The sequence below is a fragment of the Nonomuraea sp. NPDC049378 genome (assembly GCF_055586745.1).
Genome location: NZ_JBVJHP010000016.1, coordinates 200,192 through 215,774, shown reverse-complemented (window position 1 = coordinate 215,774; position 15,583 = coordinate 200,192). Strand labels below are relative to the sequence as shown.

Below are 15,583 nucleotides of genomic sequence, written 5' to 3'. Positions count from 1 at the left end.
TCGCCGTTTGGCCGGATATTTTGTGAGCCATCACAACCGATCGGGCCCGACGAGCACCCTGCCGACCGCCTCCGCCAGCCGCACCCGCGCCGTGTGCACCGGCTCCGCCGGGGCGTCCCCCACCGGCACGGCGGGCGCGCGCTCGTGCGCGTCGTGATAGGCCAGCGCCAGCCGCACGAGGTACGCCTCCCACCGCGGATCCCTGCTCGCCAGCCGCCCCGGCAGCTCGGCCAGCACCCGCAGCACCCTCCGATCGTACGGGTCGGCCGGCAGCCCGGCGGGGTAGGCGCCGGACGGCACCCCCAGCTCGCGGGCCCACCGCCGGACGGCGCAGGTCCGCGCGTGGCCGTAGCGCACCACGAAACCGGGGTTGTCCCAGGTGCGCGGGAAGTCGGGCCACCCGGGATCGGGGATGTCCAGCGGCTCCACAGCCTCGACCAGCTCGCCCGGCACGCTCACGACGATCCGCAGGAACCCGTCCTCGCGCACGTCCACGCGGGACACCCCGCCGACCTCGCGCACCCGGGCGGCGAGCGCCGCGGGCGGTACGCGCCGCCGCAGCGCGGCCGCCGAGACGTACGCGGCCTCCCGCTCCCACGTCCCCTCGGGCGCCGGCGGCTCCCCCAGCACCTCGGCCAGCTCGCCGGGCGTCATGGCGACGGCCTCAGATGAGGGCGTGCGGCTCGGCGGAGCCGTACTCGACCAGGAGGGCGGCGCCCAGCAGCCAGCGGTCCTCGTCGCGCACGCGCACGTAACCGAACCGGTCGGCCGAGAACACCTTGATCCCGTCGGTGCGGCACTGCCGCATCAGCACCTCGTCCCACCCGTCGGTGAGGTCGGCGAAACGCAGCTCGCGCAGCGTGTTCCTGCGCGCGAGCAGGGTCGCGCCGGCGATCTCGGGAAGGTAGGAGTATTCGGCGTCCGGCTGCTTGAGCAGCGTGGCCTGCGGCTTGCGCAGGTGGGCGTAGTAGGCGGCCTTGCCGACGATGTCGGCGGTGCTGAACAGGAACGCCCGCCGCAGGTCGGACAGGTAGTGGGCGCCGTAGACGTCGCGCGGGTCCATGACCGCCACCAGGTCGGCCTCGCACAGGTCGATGCCGGCGTTGAGCATCGCGCCCCCGGTCATCGACGGCTGCGGCCTGCGGTAGATCACGTCCACGTCGGGCAGCACGTCGCGGGCCCGCAGCTCGGCCTCCGGCGGGCCGATGACGATGAGCTGGTCGACGCCCGACTGCTTGGCGACCTGCGCCAGCGCGTGCTCCATCAGGAAGGGGTCGAGGATGGGCAGAAGGACGGAGGTGTTGAGCGTGGCGCGGGCGCTGGGCAGGCCGATCGCGTCGAGCATCTCGTCGATCCGCTCGGTCATCGTGCCCATCTGGTACGCCCTGCGCAGCGCCACGTGCGCCCGCCGCGCGTCGGGTTCGGTGCCGATGGCCGTGCCGCAGGCGGCGATCTCGGCCAGCCGCCACTGGGGCGTGCCCGACGGGCAGTCGGCCGCGGCCGGCCAGCGGTAGGAGGTCAGCACGTCGGGGTAGGCCAGGTGGCCGGGCAGGAGCTGGTCGAGCGTGAGCACCCGGTCGATGCGCCCGCCCGCCAGCGGCAGCGGGTTGTGCACCCGGGGCTGCACCCCGAACTGCAGCCGCGGCCACGCCACGGTCAGGTCGGTCGTGAAGCGGTGCTCGAACAGCTCGGCCGCCGCGGCGTAGGCGGCCACGTCTCCCCCGGTGTGCCAGAAGACCGTGCGGATGCCGCGCTCGGCGCACCAGGCCAGCAGCGCCTTGAGGCCCTCTCCGGGCTCGCCGGTGATCTCCTCGGCCCACGGGCCCTGCGTGACGGACTCGACCACGAGCAGGTGGGGCACCTCCAGCGGGAGCACCCTGGCGAAGTCGCGCGGCGTGAAGCCGGTCGTCTGCCGCCACTCGTAGCGCAGCAGCGCCTCGGCGTGCGGGTCGGCGATCACCGCCGCCGTGAGGTGGGGTCGCGTGTTGGGGCCGGTCGGCACCCGGAACGGCTTGAGCTTGAACGAGGCGCCGCCGAGCGTCCTGGTGGTGCTGGTGGCCTGGAACGCCGCTCCAGGGCGCTCGTCCTTGGCCTTGCCCGCGCCGGCGACGGGCTTGCGCTTGGGCGCGGACGGCCGCTTGACCGGCTTGGCGGCGCCCCTCAGCCCTTTGGCCAGCCGCATGGGGTTGTTCCTGCCGCTCTTGATGGCGTCGCCGAGCCGGTTCCATCGCGCGACCTTGATCGAGGAGAGTTTCCAGTTGGCCACCTCGGCCTGGAAGCGCTGCTCGGCCAGCTCCTTGCGGAGCTTGTCGGCCGCCGCCCGCTCGATCTCCAGCCGTTCCTCGGCCTCGCCCAGCTGCTCGGCCAGCGCCCTGGCCTCCTCGGCGCTCTGCTCCGCCGCCGCCAGCTTGGCCTGGGCGGCGTCCAGCAGCCTCGCCAGCTCGGCGGCGCGCTCGGCCTGCGCCACGGCATCACGCAACGCCCTCCGCGTGCTTTCCAGCTCAGTAGACAACCGGCCCTCCGCTCTCTCGGCCCGGCAAAGGATACTCTTTTGCAGCAAGCGTCTCGAAGGGATGAGATCCGGTGCAGTTCAACGTGCGGCCCTACGTATGCGGCGCTCTCGGCCGGATCGACACCGCCATGCTCGGCAAGCTGACCGCCGCGGGCCCGAAGGTCCGGCCGGCGCTCCAGACGCCCGAGGCCGCACTGTTCAGCTCCACGCCGCTGCCGCCCTACCATCGCGCGGGCGGGGGGTTCGCGTTCTCCTGGGGCGAGCGCAAGCCCGCCGGGCCGGACGACTGGATGGCGGTCGCGGAGACGTACGAGACCCCCGGCCTGATCGGCGACGGCCGCCGGGTGACCCTCCATACGGGGGCGCTGGGGCTGGTCGACGTCTACTACGTGCGCCACGGCGACGCGGTCTACTTCTCGTCGCTGATCCAGCCGCTGCTCAGCCTGGTGCCGATCGAGATCGACTGGGCGGCGTGGGCCTCGATCATCCAGGCGACGTTCCCGATGGGCGAGGCGACCCCGTACACCGAGGTCAAGCGCCTGCCGGGGTCGAGCGCGCTGGTGTTCGAGCACGACAGGCCGATGACCGAGCGCAGGCTGCCGCGCTGGCTGCGTACCGAGCCCTACGAGGCGTGGATCAGCCCGCACGAGATCGTGGAGCTGCTGCACGACGTGTACGCCGGCTACGAAGGGCGCAAGCTGCTCGTGCCGGTCAGCGGCGGCTACGACTCGCGCCTGCTGGCGAGCGTGGCCAAGGCTCGCGGTGCCGACGTCGAGTCGTGGACCACCAGCCCCGACGACGGCACCGACACCGACATCGCGTTCGCCCAGTCGATCACCAGGGAGCTGGGCATCCCGCACCGTGTGATCATCCAGGACGCCGCCGACTATCCCGCCGACGCGGTCGACGTGGCCCGCAGGCTCGAATACCTGACGCCCCACCATGCCTGGTACGCCCCCTTCGCCAAGGAGGTGCACGGCTCCGGCCGCATGCTGATCGACGGGCTGGCGGGCGGGCCGCTGCTGAAGAACTTCATGGTCAGCGGGGCGGCCCTGGAGGCCAGGACCCAGGCCGAGCGCTCGGCCGCCGTGCTGCGGTCGCTGTCGCTGGGCGCGCCGTCGCAGCCGTTCCTGTCCAAGGCGGCGGCGGAGTGGATGGAGGAGACCGTCCGCGAGCAGTTCCTGGCGGCCACGTCCATGCTCCACGGGCACCGGGCCGAGCTGCCGCTGTCGGTGCTGCACACCAGGACCGTGCGGGGCATCGCGCGCTCGGTGGTCAACCTGGTGGGCCCCGAGGCGTCGTTCGCGGCGCCGTTCATCCATCCGGGCTTCTTCGACGCGGCGCTGTCGGTCGGCGTGGCCCGTAAGGACAAGGGGCGCTTCTACCGCGAGGTGCTGCACGCCGCCAACCCGCGGGTCGCCGCGCTGCCGTCGACCAACGTCGTCAAGCAGCCGCTGCGGCGGGTGCCGCTGCGGTCGACGGCCGTTCCTGCCCGAAATTATTCGCACCGGATGCTGGAGACCCTCGTGAGCCGGGTCCCGAGCCTGCTGTCGGATGAGCTGCACGAGGTGATCGCGGGCGGCCCTGACGCGCTGACCAGGTTCAACGGGTGGAACGATCGTTTCTGGGTGCGCGGTTTGGTGCTGTTCGGGCTCTGGCTGAGCGACTTCGAGAACGACCTCTCGGACGTCGCTCCACCTTTTTAGTGAACTCTGGGTAACAGGGTGATTACATACCGATCTCTCGGGTATCAACCCGGCACAGCAGAAGCGGGTTCCGGAAAGCCAACGGGCTGGTAGTGTTCGGCCCGTAAGCGCCGCACAAACGGGCACCAGATCACAAATCCGGTCTCGTTCATGGGCATGGGGTTCGCAGGGATGACGACTCCAGGCGGCGCGGTCACCAGATAAGAACGCCGGGGTAACCGGTGACTTCGTCCTGCCCACATCTCTTCCTGTGAGCGACATATGATCAACGCATCCCCAACACCGGAGCCGATCTCCGAGGCGTTCGTCTCGGAAGATCCAGCCTGGTACAAGCGGGCGGTGTTCTACGAGATCCTCGTCCGGGGGTTCAAGGACTCCAACGGCGACGGCACCGGCGACCTGCGCGGTCTCATCGAGAAGCTGGGCTATCTCGAGTGGCTCGGTGTGGACTGCCTGTGGCTGCTGCCGCTGTACGAGTCGCCGCTGCGCGACGGCGGTTACGATATTTCGGACTATATGAAGATCCTGCCGGACTTTGGGGATCTGGGCGATTTCGTCCAGCTGATCGAGCGGGCGCACGAGCGCGGCCTGCGCATCATCACCGACCTCGTGATGAACCACACCAGCGATCGGCACCCCTGGTTCCAGGCGTCCCGGCACGACCCCGAAGGGCCGTACGGCGACTTCTACGTGTGGTCCGACCACCCCGGCGCCTATCCGGACGCGCCGATCATCTTCATCGGCGCCGAGGAGTCCAACTGGACCTACGACCCGGTGCGCAAGCAGTACTACTGGCACAGGTTCTTCCACCACCAGCCGGACCTGAACTATGACAATCCTGCCGTGCAGGAGGCGATGCTGGAGGTGCTGCGCTTCTGGCTCGACCTGGGCATCGACGGGTTCCGTCTGGACGCGGTCCCCTACCTGTTCGAGCGCGAGGGCACGGCCTGCGCCGGGCTGCCGGAGACGCACGCCTACCTGAAGAAGATCCGCGCCGAGGTCGACCGGCTCTACCCCGACCGGGTGCTGCTGGCCGAGGCCAACGGCTGGCCCGAGGACGTCGTGGAATACTTCGGCGACCCCACCACGGGCGGCGACGAGTGCCACATGGCCTTCCACTTCCCGCTGATGCCGCGCATCTACATGGCGGTGAAGAAGGAGACCCGCGAGCCGATCTCCGAGATCATGTCGCGCACCCCGAAGCTCCCCGATTCGGCCCAGTGGGGCATCTTCCTGCGCAACCACGACGAGCTCACGCTCGAGACGGTGACCGAGGAAGAACGCGACTACATGCACAGCGAATATGCCAAGGACCCGCGCATGCGGGCCTACCTCGGCATCCGGCGCCGGCTCGCCCCGCTGCTCGACAACGACAGGGACCGGATCGAGCTGTTCACGGCGCTGCTGCTGAGCCTGCCGGGCTCGCCGGTCATCTACTACGGTGACGAGATCGGCATGGGCGACAACATCTGGCTGGAGGACCGCGACTCGGTCCGCACACCGATGCAGTGGAGCCCCGACCGCAACGCCGGGTTCTCCAACGCCGACCCCGGACGCCTCTACCTGCCCGCGGTCATGGACCCGATCTACGGCTTCCAGGCGGTCAACGTGGAGGCCCAGCAGCGCCATGAGGGCTCACTGCTGCACTTCACCCGCAAGATGCTGGAGATCCGGCGCAGGCACCCGGTGTTCGGCGTCGGGGCGTACACCGAGATGTGGTCGTCGAACCCCTCGGTGCTCACCTACGTGCGCGAGGACCGCGACGACGCGATGTTGTGCGTCAACAACCTGTCGAAGTTCCCGCAGCCGGTCGAGCTCGACCTGCGCCGTTTCGAGGGCATGGTCCCCGTCGAGGCGCGCGGCGGGGTGCGGTTCCCGCCGATCGGCGAGCTGCCCTACCTGCTGACGCTGCCGGGGCACGGGTTCTACTGGTTCGCGCTGAAGCGGGAGGAGACCGCGCGGCCGGGCGCGGTGAGCGGACCCGTCAGCGCGCGGTGACGGGCACCTGGGCGCGGGCCGCGCGGCGGGCCGGGATCAGCGCGACCGCGAGGGCCGTGCCCACGGCGATCACCACGGCGACGGCCAGCGTCAGCGGCGAGGGCGGCCGGCCGATGCCGGCGCCCACGCCACTGGTGTGACCCTGCAGGTCGATCAGTCCCGTGACGACGGAGGCGCCGGCGGCTGCGCCCGCGCCGACGCCGAGCACGACCAGCAGCCCGGTGCCGGTCACGAGCGTGGCCATGACCTGCCGGGGCGTCAGGCCCATGGCCTTCAGCACGGCCAGGTCGAAGGCGTGGTCACGCAGGCCGAGCGCGCTCGCGGTGAGCAGGTTGGCCAGGCCGATCAGGGCCAGCACGGCGATCAGCGCCACGATCACGACCCTGATGATCGACAGGCGGTCCGCGGGGTTGACCGCGGCCTGCACGTCCAGGCCCTCGGCCGACTCGGCCAGCAGCCGGCCGCGCACCTCCGCCCGGTCGGCGCCCGGCCTGAGCGCGAGCGCGTAGTATTCCGGCGGCACGGAGTCTTTCGCGGCCAGGCTGTCCAGCCCCACCGAGAGCACCACGCCGTCCTGGTCGGGCTCGACGGTCCTGCCGACGATCCTGACGATCAGCGGCGAGCCGCCCACCGTCAGCCGCACCCGGTCGCCGATCTTGATCCCGAGCAGGTCGAGCAGACCCTGCCCGGCGACGGCCTCGCCCTGACGGGCATATCCGCGGCCCTCGACCACGGGGTACGGGTAGGGGTCCGTGGAACTGCCGACGGCCCGCACCCGCACCGAGCGGGCCTCCCCCGGCGCCAGGGCGTTCACGTCGGTGCCCGGATAGACCGCGGCCACGTCCTTGTCGCGCCCGGCGATGCGCCCCGCCTCCGACGCCTCCAGCTTGCCCGGCCTGACGTACAGGCCGGCGTGCTGGCCGACCTGCTCGGGATGGCTGAGGAAGTTGTCGAGCGTGGCCCACACGCCGAGGCCGATCGTGATCATCATCATCGGCACGGCCAGCCCGAACGCCGTCAGGAACGCCGGCACCCGCCTCGTGAAGGCGTCCCTGGTGCCGAGGACGAGGGCGGGCGGGAGGCGTACGAGGAGGGCGAGCCTGGCCAGCCTGGACAGGTGGCCGCGCGGCGGCGAGGCGGGCGCCGCGGGGATCGGCGGAGTGCGGCCGCCGCGCCACGCGGGCAACCCCACCGCGGCCAGCACCACCAGCGCAGTGCCCGCGACGATGGCCAGCACCGGCACCGGCGCCACGGAGGTCGGGCCGAGCACCGCCGCCATCACCCCCCAGCCCGCCAGCGCGCCGAGCGCGACCCCGAGCAGGCCGAGCGCGCCGTGCTCGGCCACCAGCAGCAGCGTGATCTGGCCTCTGGTGAAACCCATCGACTTGAGCGTGGCCAGGTCACGCAACTGGCCGAGCACCCGGCCGCCGGCCGCGTTGGCCAGCGCGAGCGCGGCCGCCACCAGCCCGACCACCCCGAACAACGCCAGCAGCGTGCCGAGCAGCCGGTTGTCCAGCTCCATGGCGCCCCTGACCTCGCGCCAGGTGTAGACGCGCTGGAGCTGGTCCTCCAGCATGACGACCACGCGCTGGGAGACGACCTGCGCGGCGTCGGGATCGGCCAGGCGCAGCCCGGTCACCCACTCGCTACGGCCCATCATGGGCTCGATCCGGTCGAGCGTCCCGGGCAGCACGTAGGCCAGGCCCGGCGTCCACTCGGGGTAGAAGCCGTGCTCGGCGGTGTCGGCGATGCCGCGTACGTACAGGGTGTGGCGCTCGCCGCTGAGCGCGATGATCGTGAAGGGCGCGCCGGCCTCCAGCCGCAGCGACGACGCGAAGGACCGCTCGACGACCACGCCGTCCGGCTGGGCGGGGTCCAGCCAGTCGCCCTCCGCCACCAGCGGGTGCGCCACCCCCGCCGGCCGGGCCGGCATCGCGCGCAGCGCCGCGGGCTCCCGCCTGCCGTCCTGGCCCACGGTCACGGGCGCCGAGCGGTACGGGCCCGCGATCTGCGTCACGCCGTCGATGCCCCCAAGAGCGACCTCTGGGCTGTCACCGGTGTAGAACCACACATGGGCGCCGTCGGTCTGGGCCGACAGGCTCCGCCACGGGTTGGTGCCGTCCTCCAGCAGGGCCACCGCGGTGATCAGCGCGGCCACGATGCCCGCCACGGCCAGCACCGTCAGCACCGCCTGGCCCTTCCTGGCCCGCAGGTCGGCCTTGATCCACCGGCTGCCCGCCAGCGCGGTGCTCATCGGTCGCTCACCGCTCCTCCGTGCTCATCGGTCGCTCACCCGTCGCTCACCGGAGGTCGATCACTTCGCCGGCGGTGCCCGTGCGCCTGCGGGCGATGCGGCCGTCGTCGACGATCTCCCCGTCGAACAGCGAGACCACCCGGTCGGCCAGGGCGGCCACGCGGGCGTCGTGGGTGACCATGACGATGCTCTGGCCCTCCTTGTGCACCTTGCCGAGCAGGCGGAGCACGTCACGCGTGTTGCGGCTGTCGAGGTTGCCCGTGGGCTCGTCGGCCAGCAGCAGGGTGGGCTGGTTGGCCAGCGCCCTGGCCAGCGCCACCCGCTGCTGCTCGCCGCCGGAGAGCTGGGCCGGCGCGGCGTCGGCCCTGTCGGTCAGATCGAGCGCGCCGAGCAGGCTCTCCCTGCGCTCGCGGGCCACCTTGGGTGAGACGCCGGCCAGCAGGGCGGGCAGCTCGACGTTGTCGCCGACGGTCATGTTGGCGACGAGGTTGAAGAACTGGAAGACGAAACCGACCTTCTTGCGCCGCAACAGCGCCCACGCGCTCTCGGAGAGGGTGTCGACGCGCTTGCCGTCGAGCCAGATCTCGCCGCTGGTCCTGGCGTCGAGCCCGCCCAGCATGTGGACGAGCGTGGACTTGCCCGAGCCGGACGGACCCATGATCGCGACGAACTCGCCCGGCTCGACCTGCAGATCCACCCCGCGCACGGCGGGCACGGGGATGGCACCATCCTGGTAGATTTTGACCAGATTGACCGTTTTCAGCACGGCGCTCATGCCAGATCCTCCTGGCAACGTTCGAGCCAGTCAAGATCCGCCTGGAGGTGGAGCATGGCGCCCTCGATGAGCAGCATCGCCACCCGGTCGGACGGGGACGTGCGGTCGAGGAGGTCGTTGAGGTCACGCATCAGCGACAGGTAGTGGCGGCGCTGCCTGTTGATCAGCGCCATGCGGTCGGCGATGCCCGTCAGCGGGGCGAGGACGAGCTTCATGAAGAACTCGTCGCGCACCCTCGGACCCTCGGTGGGCTCGTCGACCCAGGTGGTGAGGTGCTCGCGGCCCTTGGCCGTCAGGTAGTAGACCTTCTTGTTGGGCCGGTTGGACTGCTCGACATCCACCGCCCTGACCAGGCCGTCCTTCTCCAGCCTGCCGAGCGTCACGTATATCTGGCCGATGTTGGGGGAGGGGTAGGCGCCGCCGAAGGTCTGCTCGAGAGCTTGTTTGAGCTCGTAGCCGTGAGCCGGCTCTTTGGCCAGGAGCGCCAGCAGGTGAAGCCGCACCGCCCCACCTCCCCGCTGTGTTACGCATGCGTTACGAAGATATCCGTTGACCTACAGATTACCGCTGTGCATAACATGAATGCATCTACCTAACACGTATGTAAACCCTCTGAACACCCGGAGGAAACAGTGCTCCGCCCGCTCGTGCTCCTGCTGGCCGTGGCTCTCGCGGCCGGATGCGCGGCGGCGGGCGACGAGGGCGGCGGCGCGACGGGGACGGGCGGCACCGGGCCCATCACGTTCGCCACCGGACGCGACACCACGACATACCTGCAGCCCCTGCTGGACCGCTGGAACCAGGCCCATCCGGCCGAGAAGGTGACGCTGCTGGAGCTGCCCGAGGCCGCCGACGAGCAGCGCGCCCAGATGGTGGCCAACCTCCAGGCCCAGAGCAGCCGATACGACGTGCTCGGGCTCGACGTGGTGTGGACCGCCGAATTCGCGGAGAACGGCTGGATCATCCCCCTGGAGCGCGGGTTGTTCCCGCTCGACAGGTTCCTGCCGCCGGTCGTGGAGACGGCTGTCTACAAGGGCAAGCTCTGGGCGGTCCCCTACACGAGCAACGCGGGGCTGCTCTACTACCGGACCGACCTGGTCGACAAGCCGCCGAGGACGTGGGCCGAGCTTCGCGATCAAGCACGAAAGATCACGAAAAAGCATGACATAGATGGGTATGCGGGGCAGTTCCTGGCGTACGAAGGGCTCACGGTCAACTTCAGCGAGGCCGTGCAATCAGCCGGCGGCCAGATCGTCAGCCGCGACGGCAAAGAGGTGACCCTCGACCCCGCCCAGGGCGGGACCGCCCTGGGCTTCCTGCTCCAGGGGCTGCGCGAGGGCTGGATCCCCGAAGAGTCGCTGAGCTACAAGGAGGAGGAGTCGCGCCTGGCCTTCCAGGAGGGCAGGCTGGCCTTCGCCCGCAACTGGCCCCACGCGTACGGCCCCGCGAAGGCCGAGCTGGGCGACAAGGTCGCGGTGACCAGGCTGCCCGGGCTCGACGGGCCGGGGTCGAGCGCGCTGGGCGGCGCCAACCTGGCCGTCAGCGCCTTCTCCAAGCACCAGCACACCGCGCAGGAGTTCATCCGCTATTTCACGAGCCTGGAGAACGAACGCCGGGTGCTCACCGAGGGCTCGTTCCCGCCCGTGTGGACCGAGCTCTACGACGACCCTGCCCTGATCAAGCGCTTCCCCTACCTGCCGGTGCTCAAGGAGAGCATCCTCGCCGCCAAGCCACGGCCGGTCAGCGCCAACTACAACCAGCTGAGCCTGGTGATCGCCAGTTCGGTCGCCAAGGCCCTCACCAACCCTGCCACCGAGTCCGCCGACGACGTCGCGGCCTCCATGAAGTCCGAACTCGAAGAGATCATCAGAACCCAGTGAGGCAGCCATGCGAAGAAGCAGAGCAGCAGCGATCCTGGCCGGGCTCGCGGTAGCGGTCGCCGCCTGCGGCAACGCGCCGACGACGACGGAGCCCACCGCCTCGGGGTCGGCACCGGCCACCGGCGGCGACAAGACGCTCGAAGGCGTGACGCTCGAGGTCGCGGCCAAGTGGACCGGGGCCGAGCAGAAGAACTTCGAGCAGGTGCTCAAGGCCTTCACCGACAAGACGGGGGCCAAGGTCACCTACGCCTCCACCGGCGAGGACACCGGCGCCTACCTCGGCCCCCGCATCCAGGGCGGCAACCCGCCCGACGTGGCGATCCTGCCGCAGCCCGGCCTGGTCCAGCAGTACGCCGAACAGGACGCGCTCAAGCCGCTGAACGACGCCGTCATCAAGGAGATCGACACCAACTACACCCCCTACTGGAAGGAGCTCGGCTCCGCCGACGACAAGGTCTACGGCGTGCTGATCAAGGCGGCGCACAAGTCGCTGGTCTGGTATCGGTCGCAGGCGTTCGACGACGCGGGCGTACAGGCGCCGACCAACTGGGACGAGCTGGTCAAGGCCGCGCAGACCGTCGCCGACTCCGGCACGCCGCCGTTCTCCTTCTGCGGCGCCTCCGGCTGGACGCTGACCGACCTGTTCGAGAACGTCTACCTCTCCACCGCGGGCCCGGATAACTACGACAAGCTCTCCAAGCACGAGATCCCGTGGACCGACCCCACCGTGGCCACCGCGCTGGAGAAGATCCAGCAGATCGTGAGCAAGCAGGAGTTCCTGGTCGACGGCGTCTCCGGCACCATGCAGACCGACTTCCCCACCTGCGTGAGCAAGGTCTACGGCACCAAGAAGGCCGCCATGGTCATCGAGGCCGACTTCGTGGCCGTCGAGGCCGACCAGTCGGGCGCCAAGGTCGGCGAGGAGGCGAAATACTTCCCGTTCCCCAAGGTCGGTGACACCGCCCCGGTCGTGCTCGGCGGCGACGTCGCGGTGGCCATGAAGGACTCCCCCGGCGCCATGGCCCTGCTGCAGTTCCTGGCCTCCAAGGAGGGCGGCGAGGTCTGGGCCAAGCTGCCCGGCTACCTGTCGCCCAACAAGAACGTCTCCCCCGACAACTACCCCGACGAGCTGACCAAGCAGCTCGGCCAGACCATCGTCTCGGCCGGCGACACCGTCCGCTACGACATGTCCGACCTGGCGCCGAGCGCGTTCGGCGGCACCGACGGCAAGGGCGAGTGGAAGGTGCTGCAGGACTTCCTGCGCGACCCGTCCGACGTCAAGGGCGCCCAGGAGGCGCTCGAAGCCGAGGCCAAGAAGGCCTGGAAGTAAAGAGGTAAGGCCGTGACCGAACGGTTGGACGGCCCGCAGGACCCGCCCGCGAACGCCGCGGGCGGGCCCTCCACCGGACCGGCTGAAACCCCCCAACGCAAGCGACGCCTCGGCCCCTCCCCGGCGGTCGCCATCGCCTTCCTCCTCCCGGCGGCGCTGCTGCTGGGCATCTGGGTGATCTATCCGATCGCCTACTCCATCTTCAGGAGCCTGTTCGACTCGACGGGCACCGGATTCGTGGGGCTGGGCAACTACACCACGATCTTCACCGACGCCGGCACCCTCACCACCATCCGCAACAACCTGATCTGGGTGGTGGTCGCGCCCATCGTGGTCACCACGATCGGCCTGATCTTCGCGGTGCTGACCGAGCGGATCAGGTGGGCGACGGCGTTCAAGCTGATCGTGTTCATGCCGATGGCCGTCTCGCTGATGGCGGCCGGCGTGATCTTCCGGCTCGTCTACGAGGAGAGCCCCGACAAGGGCCTGGCCAACGCCGTGCTCACCACGGTGCACGACACGTTCTCCTCCTCGCAGGGCTACCCGGAGGCCCGCCCGCGCGGGGGCGACGAGTCCCCGGTCGCCGAGCAGGACGGCGCGGTCGTCACCAAGCAGCCCGCGCAGGCGGGCCAGCCCGTGCTGGTGCCGATCGTCGGCGTCAAGCCGGAACTGGTGCCGGGCGACGCCCAGCCCGCCAGGGCCCCCGCGGCCGGCGACGGGCTCTCGGGCACCGTGTGGTTCGACTTCACCCCCGGGGGCGGAGGCACGAACAACGCGGTCGACGCCGCCGAGAAGGGCCTGCCCGGCATGACCGTCGAGGCGGTGCGCGACGGCCAGGTCGCCGCGACCGCGACCACGGCCGGCGACGGCTCCTTCCGCTTCGAGGGGCTGCCCGCCGGCTCCTACGTCGTACGGCTGCCCGCGTCGAACTTCGAGGCCGCCTACGGCGGGCTGAGCTGGCTCGGCCCGACGCTCATCACCCCGGCGATCATCGGCGCGTTCGTCTGGGTGTGGGCCGGCTTCGCCATGGTGCTGATCGCGGCCGGGCTGGCGGCGATCCCGCGCGACGCGCTGGAGGCGGCCCGCATCGACGGAGCGAGCGAGTGGCAGGTGTTCCGCAAGATCACGGTGCCGCTGCTCTCGCCGGTGCTGCTCGTCGTCTTCGTGACAATGATCATCAATACGCTGAAGGTGTTCGACCTGGTCTTCATCATCGCGCCGGCCTCGGTCCAGCCACAGGCGAACGTGGTCGCGCTGGAGATGTGGCGCGTGTCGTTCGGCGGCGGCAACAACCAGGGCCTGGGCAGCGCGCTGGCCATCTTCCTGCTCATCCTGGTCCTCCCCTTCATGATCATGAACATCCGCAGGTTCAGGAGGGAGGACACATGAGCGAGCCCATCGACAGGCCCGGCACGCCGGACGCCTCGGGATCCGACGGGGAGGGGCACATGACCACGGCGACGGTCACGGCGCCGGCCGAGACGTACGCGGGAGCGCCGCGCAGGAGCCTCGCCGGCAGGCTCGCGGACCGTCTCGGCGGCGGGGCGGTCCAGGTCGTGATGGTGCTGCTCGGGCTCTTCTGGCTGGTGCCGACGCTGGGCCTGCTCGTCGTCTCCATGCGGACCTCGGAGGTCAACAACGCCGAGGGCTGGTGGACGATCTTCACCAAGCCGGCCGAGCTGACCGTCGACAACTACGCCAACCTGCTGGGCAGCGGCTTCACGGCGTCCTTCTGGAACACCGTGCTGATCACGGTGCCGACCACGGTCCTGGTGATCGGCATCGCGGCGATGGCGGCGTACGCGTTCGCGTGGATGGACTTCCGCGGCCGTGACACCGCGTTCCTCGTCGTCGTCGGGCTGCTGATCGTACCGATCCAGATCGCGCTGATCCCCGTCGCGTCCCTCTACGGCGCCGCCGACATGTTCGGCTCGATCGCCGGCGTGGTGCTGTTCCACGTGGCGTTCGGGCTGCCGTTCGCGATCTTCCTGCTCCGCAACTTCTTCGTCGGCATCCCCAGCTCGCTGCTGGAGGCGGCGCGGATGGACGGCGCGTCGGAGTGGAAGATCTTCGCGTCGGTGGTCTTCCCGCTGGGCAAGCCCGCCATCGCCTCGCTGGGCATCTTCCAGTTCCTGTGGGTGTGGAACGACATGCTCATCGCGCTGGTCTTCGCCGACACCGGGAACCAGCCGATGACCAAATATCTGCAGTCGCAGATGCGGCAGTTCGGGTCGAACGTCGACATCCTCTCGTCCGGCGCGTTCCTGTCGCTGATCATCCCGCTGGTGCTGTTCTTCGCGTTCCAGCGGTACTTCGTCCAGGGCATGATGGCCGGCTCGGTCAAGTGACCTCGCGGGCGCCCGCCGTACCGATGTGATCATTCCGGTACGGCGGGCGACCGTGTTTTGCCCGCAAGCCGTACCAGACATGGCTAAGCTTCACGCCCATGGCTGGTCGTCCCCTTCATGAAATCGTCGATGCCGGATGGGCGCGGGCGCTTGAGCCCGTCGCCGCGCAGATCGCCCAGATGGGCGAGTTCCTGCGCAAGGAGATCGCGGAGGGCCGGCAGTATCTCCCGGCCGGCGCGCACGTGCTACGTGCTTTCAGCCAGCCTTTCGACGACGTCAAGGTGCTGATCGTCGGCCAGGACCCCTACCCCACGCCCGGCCACCCCGTCGGGCTGTCGTTCTCCGTCGCCCCCGACGTCCGGCCGCTGCCGGGCAGCCTGGTCAACATCTACAAGGAGATGGAGAGCGACCTCGGCCTGCCCCGGCCGGCCAACGGCGACCTCACGCCGTGGGCGGAGCAGGGCGTGCTGCTGCTCAACAGGGTGCTGACCGTGATGCCCGGCAAGCCCGCCTCCCACCGGGGCAAGGGCTGGGAGCAGGTCACCGAGCAGGCCATCCGCGCCCTGGTCGCGCGCGACAAGCCGATGGTCGCCATCCTGTGGGGCCGCGACGCGCGCAACCTGGCGCCGATGCTCGGCGACGCGCCGCGCGTCGAGTCCGCCCATCCCTCGCCTCTGTCGGCCCGCAGCGGTTTCTTCGGCTCGCGGCCGTTCAGCCGCGCCAACGAGTCGCTGGTTCAGCAAGGTGCGGCACCTGTGGAGTGGAAGCTCCCCTAACATC

At 70.2% G+C, this 15,583-nt stretch carries 12 protein-coding genes; 7 read left to right on the top strand and 5 right to left on the bottom strand.

Annotation, left to right across the window (positions count from 1 at the left end; translation table 11 throughout):
- Positions 1 to 30: 30 nt before the first annotated feature.
- Together ACZ6SA_RS32520 and ACZ6SA_RS32515 are read right to left on the bottom strand one after the other, a co-directional pair.
- Positions 31 to 654: an anticodon-binding protein gene (locus ACZ6SA_RS32520; protein WP_465832510.1), complete on the bottom strand. Its 624-nt coding sequence runs from the start codon at positions 652 to 654 to the stop codon at positions 31 to 33.
- Positions 655 to 664: 10 nt separating this feature from the next.
- Positions 665 to 2,479: a hypothetical protein gene (locus ACZ6SA_RS32515; RefSeq protein ID WP_347643780.1), complete on the bottom strand. Its 1,815-nt coding sequence runs from the start codon at positions 2,477 to 2,479 to the stop codon at positions 665 to 667.
- Between the two features lie 104 nt (positions 2,480 to 2,583).
- Between ACZ6SA_RS32515 and ACZ6SA_RS32510 the strand changes: the two genes are divergently transcribed.
- Both ACZ6SA_RS32510 and treS read left to right on the top strand, forming a co-directional pair.
- The gene (locus tag ACZ6SA_RS32510; protein ID WP_347643779.1) at positions 2,584 to 4,218 is read left to right on the top strand and encodes an asparagine synthetase B family protein; all 1,635 of its coding nucleotides are present in this window, start codon (positions 2,584 to 2,586) and stop codon (positions 4,216 to 4,218) included.
- Between the two features lie 261 nt (positions 4,219 to 4,479).
- Positions 4,480 to 6,216, top strand: a complete 1,737-nt coding sequence (gene treS, locus ACZ6SA_RS32505; RefSeq protein WP_347643778.1) for a maltose alpha-D-glucosyltransferase — start codon at positions 4,480 to 4,482, stop codon at positions 6,214 to 6,216.
- Here the strand turns inward: treS and ACZ6SA_RS32500 are convergent.
- From ACZ6SA_RS32500 to ACZ6SA_RS32490, 3 genes are read right to left on the bottom strand one after another with little or no spacing between them, the layout of a single operon-like run.
- Complete coding sequence (locus tag ACZ6SA_RS32500; RefSeq protein ID WP_465832507.1) at positions 6,203 to 8,470, bottom strand: ABC transporter permease; 2,268 nt, start codon at positions 8,468 to 8,470, stop codon at positions 6,203 to 6,205. The two genes, treS and ACZ6SA_RS32500, sit on opposite strands and share 14 nt — an antisense overlap.
- Positions 8,471 to 8,516: 46 nt before the next feature.
- Entirely contained in the window at positions 8,517 to 9,245 is a 729-nt protein-coding gene (locus tag ACZ6SA_RS32495; RefSeq protein WP_347643776.1) for an ABC transporter ATP-binding protein, read from the bottom strand.
- Positions 9,242 to 9,748 (bottom strand): PadR family transcriptional regulator, encoded by a 507-nt coding sequence (locus tag ACZ6SA_RS32490; protein ID WP_347643775.1) that lies wholly within the window; start codon positions 9,746 to 9,748, stop codon positions 9,242 to 9,244. The genes ACZ6SA_RS32495 and ACZ6SA_RS32490 overlap by 4 nt, the downstream gene beginning before the upstream one ends.
- 129 nt (positions 9,749 to 9,877) lie before the next feature.
- On the opposite strand from ACZ6SA_RS32490, the gene ACZ6SA_RS32485 reads away from it, so the two are divergent.
- The 5 genes from ACZ6SA_RS32485 (at position 9,878) to ACZ6SA_RS32465 (ending at position 15,579) form a co-directional block, all read left to right on the top strand.
- Entirely contained in the window at positions 9,878 to 11,125 is a 1,248-nt protein-coding gene (locus ACZ6SA_RS32485) for an ABC transporter substrate-binding protein (protein ID WP_347643774.1), read from the top strand.
- 7 nt (positions 11,126 to 11,132) lie between these two features.
- Positions 11,133 to 12,455 carry an ABC transporter substrate-binding protein gene (locus tag ACZ6SA_RS32480; RefSeq protein ID WP_465832504.1) on the top strand — a complete coding sequence of 441 codons (1,323 nt, stop codon included), beginning with the start codon at positions 11,133 to 11,135 and terminating at the stop codon, positions 12,453 to 12,455.
- Positions 12,456 to 12,467: 12 nt separating this feature from the next.
- A complete protein-coding gene (locus ACZ6SA_RS32475; protein ID WP_347643772.1) occupies positions 12,468 to 13,844 on the top strand; it encodes an ABC transporter permease subunit in 1,377 nt (458 codons plus the stop codon).
- 59 nt (positions 13,845 to 13,903) lie between these two features.
- A complete protein-coding gene (locus ACZ6SA_RS32470; protein WP_443153949.1) occupies positions 13,904 to 14,803 on the top strand; it encodes a carbohydrate ABC transporter permease in 900 nt (299 codons plus the stop codon).
- A 98-nt stretch (positions 14,804 to 14,901) separates the two neighbouring features.
- Positions 14,902 to 15,579 carry a uracil-DNA glycosylase gene (locus tag ACZ6SA_RS32465; protein ID WP_465832502.1) on the top strand — a complete coding sequence of 226 codons (678 nt, stop codon included), beginning with the start codon at positions 14,902 to 14,904 and terminating at the stop codon, positions 15,577 to 15,579.
- The last annotated feature ends 4 nt before the right edge of the window (positions 15,580 to 15,583 follow it).